This is a genomic window from Pseudomonas sp. LP_7_YM (genome assembly GCF_004364435.1).
Lineage (GTDB): Bacteria > Pseudomonadota > Gammaproteobacteria > Pseudomonadales > Pseudomonadaceae > Aquipseudomonas.
Genome location: NZ_SOCT01000014.1, coordinates 44,304 through 59,941 on the forward strand (window position 1 = coordinate 44,304; position 15,638 = coordinate 59,941).

Sequence of the window (15,638 nt, forward strand, 5' to 3'; positions counted from 1 at the left end):
AACAAGGTTATCATGCGCACGCTAAATCGCCTGTTTCTGGTCAGCTTGACGGTTGCTTGCCCATTAATGGCACTGGCGGAAGATGACGACGCTCCATCGCCTGAACCTGACGTCACGATCAGCACCGATGGCGACAATTTCGTTCAGGAATACAAAGCCAACGGTTTCGTTTACGCGGTAAAAATCACGCCAAAATACGGCAAACCGTACTATCTGGTGCGCGCCGACGGCACCAGCGGTCAATTCATTCGTGCCGATCAACCGGACATGCTGATTCCCCAATGGGTATTATTCAGCTGGTAACGCCCTACATTCACCTTTTGCTGGCAGTGTTCATATGTCTGTTTTTACTCCCCTGGCTCGGCCCGAGCTGGAAGCTTTTCTCGCCCCGTACGGGCTTGGCCAACTGCGTGATTTCCAGGGCATCGCAGCCGGAAGTGAAAACACCAACTTCTTCATCAGCATGGAACAGGGCGAGTTCGTACTGACGCTGGTTGAACGGGGTCCCGTGCAGGAAATGCCGTTCTTCATCGAGCTTCTGGACGTGCTGCACGACGCCGACCTGCCAGTGCCTTATGCGCTGCGCACCACTGACGGTCAGGCGCTGCGTGAGCTCAAGGGCAAACCGGCGCTGCTGCAACCGCGACTGTCGGGCAAACACCCAAGCAATCCCAATACTCAACACTGCGCGCAAATTGGCGAGCTGATGGCGCACATGCACCTGGCCACCCGCGAAAAAACCATCGAACGTCGGACCGACCGTGGGCTGGACTGGATGCTGGAGGAGGGCGGCAATTTCATTTCGCATCTGGACGAGGCCGAAGGTGCGCTGCTGCAGGCTTCGGTAAAAGAGATCGAGCGTCAGAAAGCCAGGATCATGGCCTTGCCGCGCGCCAACGTGCACGCCGACCTGTTTCGCGACAATACCCTGTTCGAAGGCACTCACCTGACCGGCGTGATCGACTTCTACAACGCCTGCTCAGGTCCGATGCTTTACGACGTGGCGATTGCCGTGAATGACTGGTGTTCGTTCGAAGACGGCAAGATTGATGCGCCACGGGCTCGCGCACTGCTGGGTGCCTACGCGGCGTTACGCCCGTTCACTGCCGCAGAGGCAGAGCTGTGGTCGACGATGCTGCGAGTAGGTTGCGTGCGGTTCTGGCTGTCTCGCCTGATTGCGGCCGAAAGTTTCGCTGGCCAGGACGTCTTGATTCACGACCCGGGGGAATTCCGCAAACGCCTGGAGCAGCGTCAGGAGACCCACATTCCGCTGCCGTTTGCGTTGTAACACCAAGTCCTCTTACGGGCTCAGCGGTGGGAGGGAGCTTGCTCCCGAGGAGGCCAGTACAATGGCGGCTGTCACCCGCCTTCACGAGTCCACCGCGCCTGCAATGTCGTGCAATGCCCAAGCTCCAACGCATGCACGCCATCTGTAGAGCGGCTGCGCATCACAAACTCTCAAGACACCCCGCCAGATCACCCGCCAGCTTGTCCAGCAGCTGTTCATAGCCCTGAGCCGTGGCGGGTGTATAGCCCCCCAGACCATCCAGCTCGGCCAGTTTCACCGGCAGGCCGGCACTGAGGGTATCGGCCAGACGTGGGCGCAGGGGTGGCTCGCTAAAGACGCAGGTCTTGCCGTATTCGGTCAACCGCGCGCGCATCGCTGCCACGTGTCGAGCGCCGGGCTGCACTTCGCCGCTGACCGCAAATACCCCGGCATGCTTGAGCCCATAGGCCTCTTCGAAGTAATCGAACGCCTCATGGAACACGAAATATTTCTTATCCATAATGCCTGCAACGCGCTGTTTGATTCTGGCATCCAGCGCGTCCAGCCGGGCGTCGAAAGCGTTCACATTGCTTTCGTAACGGTCGGCATTGTCCGGATCCGCCTGGCTCAAGTCCGCCGCCATTTTCGCAGCAATCACCCTCGCGTTGGCCGAGGACAGCCACAAGTGAGCATCGACGCTGCCAGGGCGGTGATCGTGGTCATGCTCGTCTTTATCGCCGTCGTTATCGTGATCGCTGCTTGCAGTGAAATGACGCAAGTGCATCCCCGGCAGCGACTGCACAGGCACTGAGGTCTTGGTGCGGCCTGTCAGCACACGTGGCAGGAAGGTTTCCATGTCAGGACCGATCCAGTAAAGCAGATCGACTTCCTGAACGCGCCGCACGTCGGATGGACGCAACGCATAGTTATGTGGCGACGCGCCGGGCGGGAGCAGCACTTCCGGCACCGCGATGCTGTCTTGCACGGCGGCGGCGATCAGCTGCAGCGGCTTGATGCTGGTCAGGACGCGAACGTCGGCCTGGGCGCAGGTGATTGCGGAGATGAATACGACAAAAAGTAAAAAAAGTCGGGACACGATGACCACTCATGAGGGCAGGAACGGGTAACATAATAACGTCTCTCTCAAAAGCCGTCGCCGCCCATGTCTAAAACACCACTGGCCAGTCGCCCCCACGATCACTCTCATTGCGTGCACAGCGCGCTCGCCGAAGCCGATGCGCTGTGCGCCGGTAAAGGCCTGCGCCTGACCGCTTTGCGTCGTCGTGTGCTGGAATTAGTGTGGCAGAGCCATAAGCCGCTGGGCGCTTACGACATTCTGGCTGTGCTGAGCGAAGAAGACGGTCGTCGCGCCGCGCCGCCAACCGTGTACCGCGCATTGGATTTCCTGCTGGAAAACGGTTTGGTCCACCGCATTGCTTCGCTCAACGCCTTCGCCGGCTGCAACCACCCAACGCACGCGCACCAAGGCCAGTTCCTGATCTGCCGCGAGTGCCATGCTGCCATTGAGTTGCAGCATGCTGCCATCAGTGCATCCATTGTGACGGCCGCCAACGAAGTAGGCTTTGCCGTGGAAACCCAGACCGTGGAAATCGTCGGGGTATGTGCCGGTTGCAAGGCCGCCTGATGAGCGATGCACTGATCCGCCTGACGGATGTCAGCGTCACTCGTGCTGGCCAGAGCGTGCTGGAAAATATCCAGCTAAGCGTCAGATCCGGTGAAATTGTCACCCTGATCGGCCCTAATGGCGCAGGCAAGACAACACTGGTGCGCGCGGTACTGGGCCTGCTCAAACCCGATTCGGGCGACGTATGGCGCAAGCCGAAGCTGCGGGTCGGCTACATGCCGCAGAAGCTGCAAGTGGACGCCACACTTCCGTTGTCGGTCCTGCGTTTTTTGCGCCTGGTACCGGGCGTTGATCGTAATAAGGCAAGGGCTGCCCTGGTGGAAGTCGGTGCCGGAAAAGTTATCGACAGTCCGCTACAGGGCATTTCCGGGGGCGAGATGCAGCGTGTCCTGCTGGCGCGTGCGCTGCTGCGCGAGCCTGAGCTGCTGGTGCTCGATGAACCCGTGCAAGGCGTTGATGTAGCCGGGCAGGCCGAGCTTTACGCGCTGATCACCCAACTGCGCAATCGTCACAACTGCGGCGTGTTAATGGTGTCGCACGACCTGCATCTGGTGATGAGCACCACCGACCAGGTGGTTTGCCTGAATCGCCACGTCTGCTGCTCCGGTCATCCTGCACAGGTCAGCAACGATCCTGCATTCGTCGAGCTGTTTGGCCAGCATGCGCCAAACCTGGCGATCTATCACCACCATCACGATCACGCCCATGACCTGCACGGCGGGGTCTGCCAGCCCGCGCTCGCCGCTCGCGACCATTCGCACCCTCACACTCACGATCATGACCACGGGGACAGCTGCAAGCATGGCTGACTTTCTACTCTATGCCTTGCTCGCAGGCCTTGCTCTGGCAGTAGTGGCCGGCCCATTGGGCTCATTCGTGGTCTGGCGGCGCATGGCCTATTTTGGCGACACCCTGTCTCATGCTGCGTTACTCGGCGTGGCCCTGGGCTTTTTGCTGGACATCAGCCCGGCCCTGGCCGTAACAGTCGGTTGCCTGTTGCTCGCCGTACTGTTGGTGATGCTGCAGCAACGCCAGCCGCTGGCGTCGGACACGCTGCTAGGGATTCTTGCGCCCAGCACGCTATCGCTGGGCCTGGTCGTCCTGAGCTTCATGCGTGACGTGCGCATCGACCTGATGGGTTATCTGTTTGGCGATCTGCTGGCAATCAGTCCCGTCGACCTGGCCTGGATTCTTGGCGGCAGTGCGGCGGTTCTGGTGCTCATCTGCGCACTCTGGCGTCCGCTGCTGGCAATCACCGTGCAAGAAGAACTGGCGACCGTCGAAGGGTTGCCGGTAGCAACCCTGCGCATGACGCTGATGTTATTGATCGCCGTGGTCATCGCCGTCGCCATGAAAATCGTCGGCGTGCTGCTGATCACATCGCTGCTGATCATTCCTGCCGCTGCGGCACAGCGTCACGCCCGCTCGCCCGAGCAAATGGCCCTTGGCGCCAGCGTAATCGGCATTCTCGCGGTCTGCGGCGGGCTGGCGTTATCGTGGTTCAAGGATACGCCGGCAGGCCCGTCTATCGTGGTCTGCGCCGCCGCCTTGTTTTTGCTCAGCTTCGTTTTGCCCAAGCGGTAGAACCTTGGATAGGAAGTAGAGTCATACTCGGCAATAATTGGATGGCGGCAATGTGCAATGATTCGATCCAGCGTTGCCTATCGCGATCAGTTATTTTCGGTGCAAGGCACTTATGTGTAGACTTGCTCGTTTTTTGCGCAAATAGAGAATCGCAGGAATGAAGCCGTACGCATCCCGTTATCTGCTGCTTGCTGCATTTTCCATGCTGTTGGGCGCTTGTCAGAGCAAGCCGGTCGAACAACCCGTTTCGGTCGCGGCACCCGATGCCTACCAGCAATTGGAACAGAATATCGCTAGCAGCGAATTGGCCACCGCTGAAGATCAGCTTGCCGCTCTGCAGAGCAAGAACGCCGACGATCCGCGCCTGGAGCAGTATCAACGTCAGTTGGCCGAGGCCTATCTGAGCCGCAGCCAGATCGTGCTGCAGAAGGGCGACGTCAACGCTGCAGCCACTGCGCTGAGCCGCGCCCGGGCGCTGATGCCCAAAGCTCCGGCATTGACCAGCGGTGTGAACGGCGCCATCGCCAACGCCCGCAAGGCTGAACTCGACAAGGCCGAAGCCGACCTCAAAGCGGCTGAAGCCAGGCGCACGGCGCGGATCATTGATCCAGCTGTAGAAAGCACCACTATCGAGCTGAAGATCACCGACTCGAAACAACTGCGTCGCCAGTTGAACGACATTGCGGCTGACGTGACTGCTTTCAACTGCGATGTGACCGTTCAGGTCCCTCGTACCGATGACTATCCTTGGCTGGCAAACCTGCTGGCCAAGCGTGTAACGAAGATCAATCCGGATTTCGAATTGCAGATTCAGCGTGAGATTGAAAAGAGCGAACCTGCCCAGATCATCCTGAAACCTGCAAAATCCTGATCAATTTTTGCTCAAAAAAAGGCGTTGCCCTTCCGGGTAACGCCTTTTTTATTGGCTGAAGCCTCGTTGCACGGCCTCCCGTTGGGAGCGGACTCACTGGTTAAGCATGCGTCATGCAACGGAGATAGCCAGGCAACGCGGACCTCTGGCGAATGACTTCGCTCCACAGCCAACCAGGTCGGCTGTGGAAACGAATTCACCTACAAAAAGGTGCAATACCTTTAAGCAGGAATCGCTTTGGCCTTCGGCTCACGCGCCCACACCCGGTGCTGTTTGATCGCATCGAAGAAAGCGGCGAACGACTGGGTGTCCGACACCGCGAGCAAGCCCGCATCGGCTTCCAGACGCAGCAAGTCGATCAGTTCCTTGGCTTCGCCTGCGTAGGAAATGGCCTTGAGGTGCTTATACGCCTCAAGCACGTAGTGCAGAGCCACGCCATTACCGCTCAGTGCCTTGACTGAAGCCGCGCCGCCCGGAATGAACACTGCATCGAAAGCAATCGAAGGCAAACCTTCGATCGATGCATCCACAGCCAGGGTTTGACCGCCAGCCGTCTTGACCGGAGCGGAGGTTGGGCCAAGCACCTTGGCGTGAGCCGATTCTGCCTCCAGCGCAGCCTTCATGGTTGCCACGGCTTTTTCATCGACGCCGTCAGCCACCAGAATCGCGACCTTGCGGGAAGCAATGTCACCAGACAGCAGATTGACTTGGCTCAGCAGCGGCGACTTGTCGACGGTTAGCTTGCCGGTTTTCGGAGCCTTGACGGTCGGTCCTGTTGGCGCAGGCAGGCCAAGGTTCGCAGCGACGCGCGCTGCCAGCGTGGTGTCGATATTGGCGAGGATCTCGTTCACCTGACGTGCCCGAATGTGCTCACGTTCCACTTTGCCCAGTTCGAAGCTGTACGCCGCGATGATGTGCTCTTTCTCGTGTTCGCTCATGCTGTTGAAAAACAGCGTGGCTTGGGAGAAGTGATCACCAAACGAAGGGCTGCGCTCGCGAACCTTGTTTGCTTCAACGCGCTCGTGATACGTCTCGAAGCCGCCATCTTGCGGTGCTGCCGGCGTTTCCTTCGGCCAGCCACCATCGATGGAGTTAGGCTCGTAAGAGGCGCGGCCCTTGTCAATGGTCATGCGATGCTGGGCGTCACGCTGGCTGCTGTGATTTGGCGCAATCGGACGGTTGATCGGGATCTCGTGGAAGTTCGGCCCGCCCAGACGGCTGATTTGCGTATCGGTGTAGGAGAACAGACGACCTTGCAACAGCGGGTCGTTGGAAAAGTCAATGCCTGGCACGATGTGGCCTGGGCAGAACGCAACCTGCTCGGTTTCAGCGAAATAGTTATCCGGGTTGCGGTCGAGCACCATCTTGCCCAACAGCGTGACCGGCACGAGCTCCTCGGGAATGATCTTGGTCGGATCAAGCAGGTCGAAATCGAAATTGTGCTCGTCTTTTTCCTCCACGATCTGCACACCCAGTTCCCACTCTGGGTAATCACCCATTTCAATCGACTCGGACAGGTCGCGACGATGGAAGTCGGTGTCCTTACCCGCCAGTTTCTGGGCTTCGTCCCACAGCAGGGAGCAAGTACCGTACTTAGGCTTCCAGTGGAACTTGACGAACGACGATTTACCCTCGGTGTTGATCATGCGGAAGGTATGGATCCCGAAACCCTGCATGGTACGCAGGCTTTTCGGAAGGGCACGGTCGGACATGGTCCACAGCACCATGTGCGCGGATTCCGGCACCAAGGAAACGAAGTCCCAGAATGTGTCATGCGCCGAGCCGCCGGTAGGAATTTCGTTGTGTGGCTCTGGTTTTACAGCGTGCACGAAGTCCGGAAACTTGATGGCATCCTGAATGAAGAAGACCGGCATGTTGTTGCCGACCAGGTCGAAGTTGCCTTCACCGGTATAGAACTTCACCGAAAAACCACGCACATCACGTACGGTGTCACCGGAACCACGCGGACCTTGCACGGTAGAAAAACGCGCGAAAACCGGGGTTTTCTTGCCTGGATCGCGCAAAAATTCTGCCTTGCTCAGTGCCGAGTGGTTCTCATACGCCTGGAAGTAACCATGCGCCGCAGTACCGCGGGCATGCACGATGCGCTCCGGGATGCGCTCATGGTCAAAGTGCGTGATCTTTTCACGCATGATGAAGTCTTCCAGCAGCGAAGGACCACGATTGCCGACTTTCAGGGTGTTCTGATTGTCAGAGACTTTCACGCCTTGGTTGGTTCGCAAAGCCTGACCGGTAGCGTCCGAGCGAAACTGCTCGAGGCTCTCGAGTTTTTCGTTGGTATTACCCCGATCCAGGGTATCGGTGCCCGCAAGTTCGCTCTTGGGTGTAGCCGTTACAGGTGTAGGTTTTTTAGTAGCCATCGGACAAAAACTCCTCGGTTCAGGCGGCTCTTTTCTTGGTCTTTCGCAGAGAAAGCCGGTATGAGCTCGGTAAGCAGGAATTTCCCGGCCAAGACAGGGAAGATTTCAGCGCTTATGTAGTGACTGAGGATAAAAATAGCCGTTCCGTGTTTTTTCAAAACTTTGCTGTAAAGCTGCCTTTCCTCCGTCGTTATGACCGTTCTGCAGGTGCTGCGCTAAATAAATGCTAAGAATTGCGGGCCCAATCCGGGCCTGACAGGCTAAAATGCGCGCCCGGTTTACCCAGCCGAGGCGATAGACGGTTCTATCTTGCAAATCGCCCAGCAGCGTTCGAGACCTTTTCTCACGCTGAATTTTCTACCGCGCCCCCACAAGGTTCGCTAAGTGATCGAGTTTCAAAACGTCCATAAAACCTATCGCGTTGCCGACAGGGAAATCCCCGCGCTGCACCCCACCAGCCTGCAGGTCGAAAACGGCCAGGTGTTTGGCCTGATTGGCCATTCCGGTGCCGGTAAAAGTACCCTGTTGCGCCTGATTAACCGCCTGGAAGCCCCGAGCGGTGGCAGGATCCTGGTCGATGATGTCGATGTCACCGCGCTGGACGCCGACGGTCTGCGCGGCTTTCGGCGGCAGGTTGGCATGATCTTCCAGCACTTCAACCTGCTGTCCTCCAGAACCGTGGCTGATAACGTCGCCATGCCGCTGACCCTGGCCGGGGACATGTCCCGCACCCAGATCGATCAGCGAGTGGCCGAGTTACTGGCGCGAGTGGGCCTGTCCGATCATGCGAAGAAATTCCCGGCGCAGTTGTCAGGGGGTCAGAAGCAGCGGGTCGGCATCGCACGTGCCTTGTCGACCAAACCAAAAATACTGCTGTGCGATGAGGCCACCAGTGCGCTGGACCCTCAAACCACAGCGTCGGTCCTGCAACTGCTGGCCGAGATCAACCGCGAGTTGAAGCTGACAATTGTCCTGATCACCCACGAAATGGACGTGATTCGTCGAGTCTGTGACCAGGTGGCGGTGATGGACGCAGGCGTGATCGTCGAACAGGGCGCAGTGGCGGATGTGTTCCTGCATCCCAAACACCCGACCACTCGCCGTTTCGTCCAGGAAGATGAGCAGCTCGACGAAAATGACCTGAACTCCGACTTTGCCCACGTTGAGGGTCGCATTGTGCGTCTGACGTTCCAGGGCGAAGCGACCTACGCGCCATTACTGGGCACTGTCGCTCGCGAAACCGGGGTGGACTACAGCATCCTGGCCGGCCGTATCGACCGCATCAAGGACACTCCCTACGGGCAACTGACGCTGGCCGTCACCGGCGGCGATATGGACGCTGCGTTCGCGCGCTTCACCGCTGCTGACGTACACATGGAGATCCTGCGCTGATGGAAACCCTCGTCACTCTGTTTTCCAACGTCGACTGGTATGAAATCTGGGTTGCCACGGGCGACACCTTGATCATGCTCGGCATTTCTCTGGCATTCACCGTGCTGCTGGGCTTGCCGCTCGGGGTGCTGATGTTCCTCACCTCGCCGCGTCAGTTGCTCGCGAACAAGCCGGTGTATTCCACTATTGGCCTGATCGTGAACATGCTGCGCGCACTGCCGTTCATCATCCTGTTGATCGTGATGATGCCGTTGACCGAGATCATCACCGGTACTTCGCTGGGCATTCTCGGCACGTTACCGCCCCTGATCGCGGGAGCGACACCTTTCTTCGCCCGGCTGGTCGAAACTGCGCTACGCGAGGTGGATCGCGGGATCATCGAAGCGACTCAGGCGATGGGCGCCTCCACTCGGCAGATCATCGTCAAAGCCCTGCTGCCCGAAGCGCGTCCTGGCATCCTGGCGGCGATCACTGTCACCGCGATCGCGCTGGTGTCATTCACTGCCATGGCTGGCGCCGTGGGCGCGGGTGGTCTGGGCGACCTGGCGATTCGTTACGGGTACCAGCGCTTTCAGAACGATGTGATGTTCGTCACGGTCGTATTGCTGTTGGTGCTGGTACAGATTCTGCAAACCGTGGGCGACAGGCTGGTCGCGCACTTTTCCCACCGTTAATAGATTCGTCGGTCCTCTTCGCACGCGTGCAAGTGGTGACCGGCATACGCCTGCCGCCGCGCGCGCATCAGAGGAGCAAGAGAGATATGAAGAAGCTGTTGGCCGTATTCGCTGCAGTGGCTGCGCTGTCCGCCCACGCCGATGAAACCCTGACCGTCGCTGCCAGTGCAGTGCCGCACGCCGAGATTCTCGAGTTCGTGAAACCGACGCTGGCCAAGGAAGGCGTGACACTGGATATAAAGGTTTTCAACGACTACGTTCAGCCGAATGTGCAAGTTGATCAGAAGCGCATGGACGCCAACTTCTTCCAGCACCAGCCGTATCTGGATGAATTCAACAAGGGCAAGGGCACGAACCTTGTCAGCGTGGCGAAGGTTCACGTCGAGCCGTTCGGCGCCTATTCGGACAAGCTCAAGAACCTGGCTGACCTGCCTGACGGCGCGACCGTAGCCCTGCCGAACGATGCAACCAACGAGGGCCGCGCTTTCCTGCTCCTGGTCAAGGCCGGCCTGATCACGTTGAAGGACCCGAACAGCATCACCGCAAAACCAAGCGACGTGCAGCAGAACCCCAAGAACCTGAAGTTCCGCGAGCTGGAAGCAGCTACTTTGCCGCGCGTACTGACGCAAGTGGATCTGGCGTTGATCAATACCAACTACGCACTGACGGCCAAGCTCGATCCGACCAAGGATGCGCTGATCATTGAAGGCCAGGAGTCGCCCTACGCGAACATTCTGGTGACCCGCGAAGACAATAAGGATTCGCCTGCTATCCAGAAACTGGTTGCCGCGCTGCACAGCCCGCAAACCCGACAGTTCATCCTCGATAAGTACAAAGGCGCCGTGGTGCCGGCGTTCTGATCAGAGTGTGGGTCTGCCGCAGATCATGCGGCAGACCCACAGCCGCTCCTGCCCGAACGGCGCAGGATCTATCGGGGCGGAGCGCCCTGTTTTATTTCCTCTCCAGCAACCCCGGTAATTGCGCCCCCAGCTTGCGCGTATTGAACGGTGCACGGATGAAACCGCGTTGAGTGCCGTCCGGGCCGAGCAGGGCCAGGTTGCCGCTGTGATCAACGGTGTAATTCGGCTTGCTGGTATCAGCGGGAATGAAAGGAATGCTTACCGCGTTTGCCAGTTTCTGAATGGTCTCGACAGGCGCGACCAGACCCAGAAACTGTTTGTCGAAATAGCCCAGATAGGTTTTGAGTTGCTGCGGCGTGTCCCTGTTTGGATCAACGCTGACCAGCACCACACGCAACTTATCAGCGGCAGCTTTGGGGAGTTCACCCTTGATCTGACGCAGTTGGGCGAGGGTGGTCGGGCAGATGTCCGGGCAAAAGGTGTAGCCAAAAAACAGTAGCGTCCATGCGTCCTTGAACACGTCCAGCGAGACCGGTTGTCCGTCCTGATCCGTAAACTTCAGGCTCGGTATTTCGCGGCTTTGTGGCAGCAGAATAACCCCGGCGTCGATCAACGCCGTCTGATCACCCTGGTCCTTGCCGGAAAATACGCGGCTGACGGACAACCCCAGCAGCAATGCAATGATCGCCACGAGCATGAAGACGGTTTTTTGAGTGCGGGTCATGTATTCAGCATCAGGTAATGATTCACAAGGCAGCGCGATGTGGATTGCGGCTTACAGTCGATGGCCACGGTACAACACCAGGGCGCCACGCAGAAAGGCAATCCCGTCGCCTGGGGCGTGACTTTTCGACAATTAATATATGCAAAAAGCTGGAAGCAGCCTTTCGCAGAGCCGGCCCAAGCGCGCGCCTTGGCCAAAGACGCGCGAAGCCCTCCGTGATTGCTCCCGTGGTACTCGGGATGCGACATACGCAGGACCTGGCTTTAAGGTTTACACACCCTCTTCAATGCAATGCCGGACCACCAATCGAGGTACGAATTCGCCCCTCGACCCGACGCTTGAGAAGGCGTTGTTCCAGCAACAGTTTCGAACCCTGCGCCGCATTGGCACGGGCCCACTCTTCGAGCAGCTCAAGGCAGGAGTGGTCGATGTAGCTGAGGTTGCTCAGCGGCACATGCAGCGTGATGCCAGTTGGAACGCTGTTCAGGGTTTGAGTCAGCGCAGGCACCTTGAGGAAAGTGGCCGCACCGTTCAAACGCAGCTCCATTTCGCCCTCGGCTTCAAGGTCCACCAGATTGATCTTCAGACGCGATGCGTTCAGCGCCAGCTTCAGCAGCGTAAGTGCAAAGCCGATCAATACACCGGTGAGCAGGTCGGTCAGGATGATTGCACTTGCCGTGGCGCCGTAGATGAACATCGGCATGCGCCCATAACGCCCCAGACCCCGCAGTGCCTTGAGATCCACCAGCTTGAAGCCGGTATAGACCAGCACACCCGCCAGACTTGCCACCGGGATGCTCTGCAGCACGCAGGACAGCAGCAGCACGAAAGCCAGCAGCCACACGCCGTGGAACATCGCCGACAGCCGGGTTTTGGCGCCCGCCTGCACATTGGCCGAGCTGCGCACGATAACGCCAGTCATCGGCAACGCACCCACGAGACCGCAAAGCATATTGCCGACACCTTGGGCGCTGAGTTCCCTGTCGAAGTCCGAGCGCTGCCCGTCATGCATCCGGTCCACCGCCGCTGCCGAGAGCAGCGTCTCGGCGCTGGCAATGAAAGCCACGGCAATGGCTGCGATCAGAATCGACGGATCCGCCAGACTCAGCAGGTCTGCCGGACGCAGCCAGTCGATGGCTTGCGCTAGATTGGCCGGCACTTCGACCCGTTTGACCTCAAGGCTCATCGCCAGACTGACCCCCGTGGCGATGCCTACACCAAGCAATGCGCCCGGCACGAAGCGCAGGGCGTGGGGCCGACACTTTTCCCACAACCACATGATTGCGATGGTGCCCAAACCCAACATTCCGGCCTGCATCCCGCTGCCCGGCCCAATGGCGCCGAACAGCGTTTGCGGGAAGGCAATCAGGTTATCCAGCCCTGAGGGTTTAGGACCGCTGTCGAACATTACGTGGGCCTGGGATAACACGATCAGCACGCCAATGCCCGCCAGCATGCCGTAGACCACTGCTGGCGCCGTGACCCTGAACCAGCAGCCGAGTTTGAAACGTCCCGCGAGCAATTGCAGCAGCCCCGCCAGCAGCAGGATCGGGCCGAGCATGGCCATGCCGTGTTCGCGTACCAATTCGAACACCAGCACCGCCAGACCCGCGGCCGGGCCGCTGACTTGCAGCGGGGAACCGGCCAGCCAGCCGACCACGAGGCCACCAATGATGCCAGTGATCAGTCCCTTGGCCGGAGGCATGCCGGACGCGATTGCGATGCCCATGCACAGCGGCAGGGCCACCAGAAAAACCACCACGGAAGCCAGCAGCTCCCGTGGTAACAAGGATTTGAGATCTGTAGTAGCCATGACGACTCTCCGGAGATTCTTCAGACGTGACAACGCCCGACGGCCTGCGCAAGACGCGGCCGCTATGAGCTTCATTGGTTGGAACCGTCAGTGCCGGCGCAGCGTTACGGGGGTATCGCTGCGCTCAGCGGGATGATCAATAACGTCCGCGAGGTACGGTTGCTACCGGAGTCTTGTGTTCGCCGTCCAGAGGTAGGAAGCAATCCTCCTGGGCGTCGTAAGCGCGAATCTCACTGGTCTCGATGTCATAGACCCAGCCGTGAATGAACAGCTGACCGCTCGCCATTTTCGACGCCACTGAAGGGTGGGTGCGCAAATGCTGCAATTGGGCAATGACGTTCTCTTCGGTGAGCACGTGCATGGTTTCCTGCTCTCCGGAGCAACTGCAGTTGTCCTGCACTACGGTTTTGGCGACTTCGGCATGGCGCAGCCAGGCTTTGACCGTCGGCATTTTTTCCAGGGTGTCGGGGTTGAGCACCGCGCGCATGGCGCCGCAATCAGAGTGACCACAGACAATGATGTGCTGCACGCCCAACGCCAGCACCGCGTATTCGATGGCAGTGGACACGCCGCCGTTCATCGGGCCATAAGGAGGCACGACGTTACCCACGTTACGCGTGACGAACAGGTCGCCGGGCGAACTTTGAGTGATGAGCTCGGGGACGATGCGCGAGTCGGCGCAGGTGATGAACATGGCCCGCGGATGTTGTGCCGTGGCAAGCTTCTTGAACAGCTCTTCCTGTTGCGGGAAGACGTCCTGACGAAAATGTTTGAAGCCGTCGACGATATGTTGCAGCGCCTGTTCGGCGGATTCGGCGTTTGCCGTGGCTTGAGTCGTCGACGGCTGCGGTTGTTTATCCCTGTTGCTCATGTCTTATCCTCTCTGTCGGATTGAAGCGGAGTTTCCAGTGATTTGCGTGGATGTCCCACTTTTTTCTGGCATGACGGACAATTCCATCTATACGCGACCAGCAGGTCACTTGCGTAGCACCTTAGCGATGGAAACTTAATTGAAACTGAATGCATCGCTCTGGATCGCGGGTCTTGCTTAAGAAAATCTAAATCCGCGAGCGCTCCGCATCCCTACAGGTCTGCGTATCGAGAATTAAGACGCAATCAGAGTCACAACAACGACATCTGCCCGCCCGGCGGGCAAAAGGCCTGGCAATCGAGCTTGAAGCTCTCCCGGTGATTCAGGCCCAGTTTCTTCACCGCAAGACTGTAGCGTTGCGCTAGCAACTGGGCGAATACGCCTTCGCCACGCATTCGCGAGCCGAAGCGGCTGTCATACACCTGACCGCCGCGACTCTGCCGGACCAGGCTCATCACATGCTCGGCCCGGTGAGGGTAATGCGCCTGTAGCCATTCCTCGAACAACGGCGCGACCTCCAACGGCAGTCGCAGCATCACGTAACTTGCGCTCAAGGCTCCGGCAGCCTTGGCTTCGGTCATAAGCTTTTCCAGTTCCATGTCGTTGATCATCGGGATCATCGGCGCCAGCAGCACGCCCACAGGTACGCCGGCATCGCGCAGAACCCGAATTGCCCGCAGTCGCGCCTTGGGCGCCGCGGCCCGCGGTTCGAGAATGCGCTTGAGCTCATCATCCAGCGTCGTCAGGCTGATGAACACCGAGACCAGATTGAGCCTGGCCAGCTCAGCCAACAGATCCAGATCACGCAGAATCAACGAACCTTTGGTGATGATGGTCACCGGATGCCGATAGCGCAGCAGCACTTCCAATGTGGCGCGGCTCAGCTTGTATTCGCGCTCGATAGGCTGATATGGATCGGTATTGGCCCCGAGGGTGATCGGCGCCACGCTGTAGCCGGGTTTGGACAGCTGCTGTTCAAGCAGCGCCGCCGCGTTGGTCTTGGCAATGAGCCTGGTCTCGAAATCCAGTCCCGGTGACATGTCCCAGTAGGCATGGCTGGGTCGGGCATAACAGTAAATGCAGCCATGCTCGCAGCCACGGTACGGATTGATCGAGCGATCAAACGGGATATCGGGGGAGCAATTGCGCGCGATGATGCTCTTGGCGGTCTCCAGGGTCACGGTAGTGCCCTGGGTGACCGGCACTTCCTGATACCAGCCATCGTCCTGGGCCACCGAGCGATTCGGTGCGAAACGATTGTGGGGATTGGTCGCGGTGCCGCGGCCACGGGGTGGCAATGAAATGGACATGCGCGCTTCTCGATAACTGTTTATATATACAGTATCGCACTCGATGCAACCGTTCCAGAGTCAGACCCCTGCTTTATCAGAGCCCGGACAGGCGGTTTGGGCGCAAGACGCGCCGATTGCTCAAGCCACGTAACAATTGCAGTCAGTTTGACAATGGCCGGTTTCGGATATCCCGCCAATACTCTCGCTCAACTCCAGGATGGAGGGCACCTAGAGAAACCCTCAGTGCATGAAGCGCTGATATTT

The 15,638-nt window shown here is 58.8% G+C and carries 15 protein-coding genes; 9 read left to right on the top strand and 6 right to left on the bottom strand.

The features are described 5' to 3' along the window. The first annotated feature begins 12 nt into the window (after positions 1–12). Positions 13–303, top strand: coding sequence for a DUF2782 domain-containing protein (locus EC915_RS22135; RefSeq protein WP_133752641.1), 291 nt, complete (start codon positions 13–15; stop codon positions 301–303). 34 nt (positions 304–337) lie between these two features. After that, a complete protein-coding gene (locus tag EC915_RS22140; RefSeq protein WP_133752642.1) occupies positions 338–1,288 on the top strand; it encodes a homoserine kinase in 951 nt (316 codons plus the stop codon). A 160-nt stretch (positions 1,289–1,448) separates the two neighbouring features. Here the strand turns inward: EC915_RS22140 and EC915_RS22145 are convergent, their stop codons facing one another. Continuing rightward, positions 1,449–2,363, bottom strand: a complete 915-nt coding sequence (locus tag EC915_RS22145; RefSeq protein ID WP_177413424.1) for a zinc ABC transporter substrate-binding protein — start codon at positions 2,361–2,363, stop codon at positions 1,449–1,451. 66 nt (positions 2,364–2,429) lie between these two features. Between EC915_RS22145 and EC915_RS22150 the strand changes: the two genes are divergently transcribed. From EC915_RS22150 to EC915_RS22165, 4 genes are all read left to right on the top strand, one after another. Continuing rightward, positions 2,430–2,912 (top strand): Fur family transcriptional regulator, encoded by a 483-nt coding sequence (locus EC915_RS22150; RefSeq protein ID WP_133752644.1) that lies wholly within the window; start codon positions 2,430–2,432, stop codon positions 2,910–2,912. Beyond that, positions 2,912–3,721 carry a zinc ABC transporter ATP-binding protein ZnuC gene (znuC, locus tag EC915_RS22155; protein WP_133752645.1) on the top strand — a complete coding sequence of 270 codons (810 nt, stop codon included), beginning with the start codon at positions 2,912–2,914 and terminating at the stop codon, positions 3,719–3,721. The genes EC915_RS22150 and znuC overlap by 1 nt, the downstream gene beginning before the upstream one ends. Next, on the top strand, positions 3,714–4,496 hold the full coding sequence (gene znuB, locus EC915_RS22160) for a zinc ABC transporter permease subunit ZnuB (protein ID WP_133752646.1): 783 nt from the start codon (positions 3,714–3,716) through the stop codon (positions 4,494–4,496). The genes znuC and znuB overlap by 8 nt, the downstream gene beginning before the upstream one ends. Before the next feature lie 157 nt (positions 4,497–4,653). Then, the gene (locus tag EC915_RS22165; RefSeq protein WP_133752647.1) at positions 4,654–5,367 is read left to right on the top strand and encodes a PA5502 family lipoprotein; all 714 of its coding nucleotides are present in this window, start codon (positions 4,654–4,656) and stop codon (positions 5,365–5,367) included. A 221-nt stretch (positions 5,368–5,588) separates the two neighbouring features. On the opposite strand, the gene katE is transcribed toward EC915_RS22165, so the two are convergent. Then, positions 5,589–7,748 carry a catalase HPII gene (gene katE / locus EC915_RS22170; protein WP_133752648.1) on the bottom strand — a complete coding sequence of 720 codons (2,160 nt, stop codon included), beginning with the start codon at positions 7,746–7,748 and terminating at the stop codon, positions 5,589–5,591. 384 nt (positions 7,749–8,132) lie between these two features. On the opposite strand from katE, the gene EC915_RS22175 reads away from it, so the two are divergent. The 3 genes from EC915_RS22175 to EC915_RS22185 all read left to right on the top strand — a co-directional run bounded on the left by EC915_RS22175 (position 8,133) and on the right by EC915_RS22185 (position 10,674). Then, entirely contained in the window at positions 8,133–9,140 is a 1,008-nt protein-coding gene (locus tag EC915_RS22175) for a methionine ABC transporter ATP-binding protein (protein ID WP_133752649.1), read from the top strand. Beyond that, on the top strand, positions 9,140–9,814 hold the full coding sequence (locus tag EC915_RS22180; RefSeq protein ID WP_133752650.1) for a methionine ABC transporter permease: 675 nt from the start codon (positions 9,140–9,142) through the stop codon (positions 9,812–9,814). Before EC915_RS22175 ends, EC915_RS22180 begins: the two co-directional genes overlap by 1 nt. An 86-nt stretch (positions 9,815–9,900) precedes the next feature. Continuing rightward, positions 9,901–10,674, top strand: coding sequence for a MetQ/NlpA family ABC transporter substrate-binding protein (locus EC915_RS22185; protein ID WP_133752651.1), 774 nt, complete (start codon positions 9,901–9,903; stop codon positions 10,672–10,674). Between the two features lie 91 nt (positions 10,675–10,765). Here the strand turns inward: EC915_RS22185 and EC915_RS22190 are convergent, their stop codons facing one another. The 4 genes from EC915_RS22190 to EC915_RS22205 all read right to left on the bottom strand — a co-directional run bounded on the left by EC915_RS22190 (position 10,766) and on the right by EC915_RS22205 (position 15,392). Next, positions 10,766–11,398, bottom strand: coding sequence for an SCO family protein (locus tag EC915_RS22190; RefSeq protein WP_133752652.1), 633 nt, complete (start codon positions 11,396–11,398; stop codon positions 10,766–10,768). A 283-nt stretch (positions 11,399–11,681) separates the two neighbouring features. Next, on the bottom strand, positions 11,682–13,211 hold the full coding sequence (locus EC915_RS22195; RefSeq protein ID WP_133752653.1) for a SulP family inorganic anion transporter: 1,530 nt from the start codon (positions 13,209–13,211) through the stop codon (positions 11,682–11,684). A 136-nt stretch (positions 13,212–13,347) separates the two neighbouring features. Beyond that, positions 13,348–14,082, bottom strand: coding sequence for a carbonic anhydrase (locus tag EC915_RS22200; RefSeq protein ID WP_133752654.1), 735 nt, complete (start codon positions 14,080–14,082; stop codon positions 13,348–13,350). A 251-nt stretch (positions 14,083–14,333) separates the two neighbouring features. Then, positions 14,334–15,392 carry a PA0069 family radical SAM protein gene (locus EC915_RS22205; RefSeq protein WP_133752655.1) on the bottom strand — a complete coding sequence of 353 codons (1,059 nt, stop codon included), beginning with the start codon at positions 15,390–15,392 and terminating at the stop codon, positions 14,334–14,336. Positions 15,393–15,638: the final 246 nt, after the last annotated feature.

What these genes read in the sequence shown, in the direction of transcription:
- EC915_RS22135 (WP_133752641.1), top strand. Translation starts at nt 13, where the DNA reads ATGCGCACGCTAAATCGCCTGTTTCTGGTCAGCTTGACGGTTGCTTGC.
- EC915_RS22140 (WP_133752642.1), top strand. Translation starts at nt 338, where the DNA reads ATGTCTGTTTTTACTCCCCTGGCTCGGCCCGAGCTGGAAGCTTTTCTC.
- EC915_RS22150 (WP_133752644.1), top strand. Translation starts at nt 2,430, where the DNA reads ATGTCTAAAACACCACTGGCCAGTCGCCCCCACGATCACTCTCATTGC.
- znuC (WP_133752645.1), top strand. Translation starts at nt 2,912, where the DNA reads ATGAGCGATGCACTGATCCGCCTGACGGATGTCAGCGTCACTCGTGCT.
- znuB (WP_133752646.1), top strand. Translation starts at nt 3,714, where the DNA reads ATGGCTGACTTTCTACTCTATGCCTTGCTCGCAGGCCTTGCTCTGGCA.
- EC915_RS22165 (WP_133752647.1), top strand. Translation starts at nt 4,654, where the DNA reads ATGAAGCCGTACGCATCCCGTTATCTGCTGCTTGCTGCATTTTCCATG.
- katE (WP_133752648.1), bottom strand. Translation starts at nt 7,748, where the DNA reads ATGGCTACTAAAAAACCTACACCTGTAACGGCTACACCCAAGAGCGAA.
- EC915_RS22180 (WP_133752650.1), top strand. Translation starts at nt 9,140, where the DNA reads ATGGAAACCCTCGTCACTCTGTTTTCCAACGTCGACTGGTATGAAATC.
- EC915_RS22185 (WP_133752651.1), top strand. Translation starts at nt 9,901, where the DNA reads ATGAAGAAGCTGTTGGCCGTATTCGCTGCAGTGGCTGCGCTGTCCGCC.
- EC915_RS22190 (WP_133752652.1), bottom strand. Translation starts at nt 11,398, where the DNA reads ATGACCCGCACTCAAAAAACCGTCTTCATGCTCGTGGCGATCATTGCA.
- EC915_RS22195 (WP_133752653.1), bottom strand. Translation starts at nt 13,211, where the DNA reads ATGGCTACTACAGATCTCAAATCCTTGTTACCACGGGAGCTGCTGGCT.
- EC915_RS22200 (WP_133752654.1), bottom strand. Translation starts at nt 14,082, where the DNA reads ATGAGCAACAGGGATAAACAACCGCAGCCGTCGACGACTCAAGCCACG.
- EC915_RS22205 (WP_133752655.1), bottom strand. Translation starts at nt 15,392, where the DNA reads ATGTCCATTTCATTGCCACCCCGTGGCCGCGGCACCGCGACCAATCCC.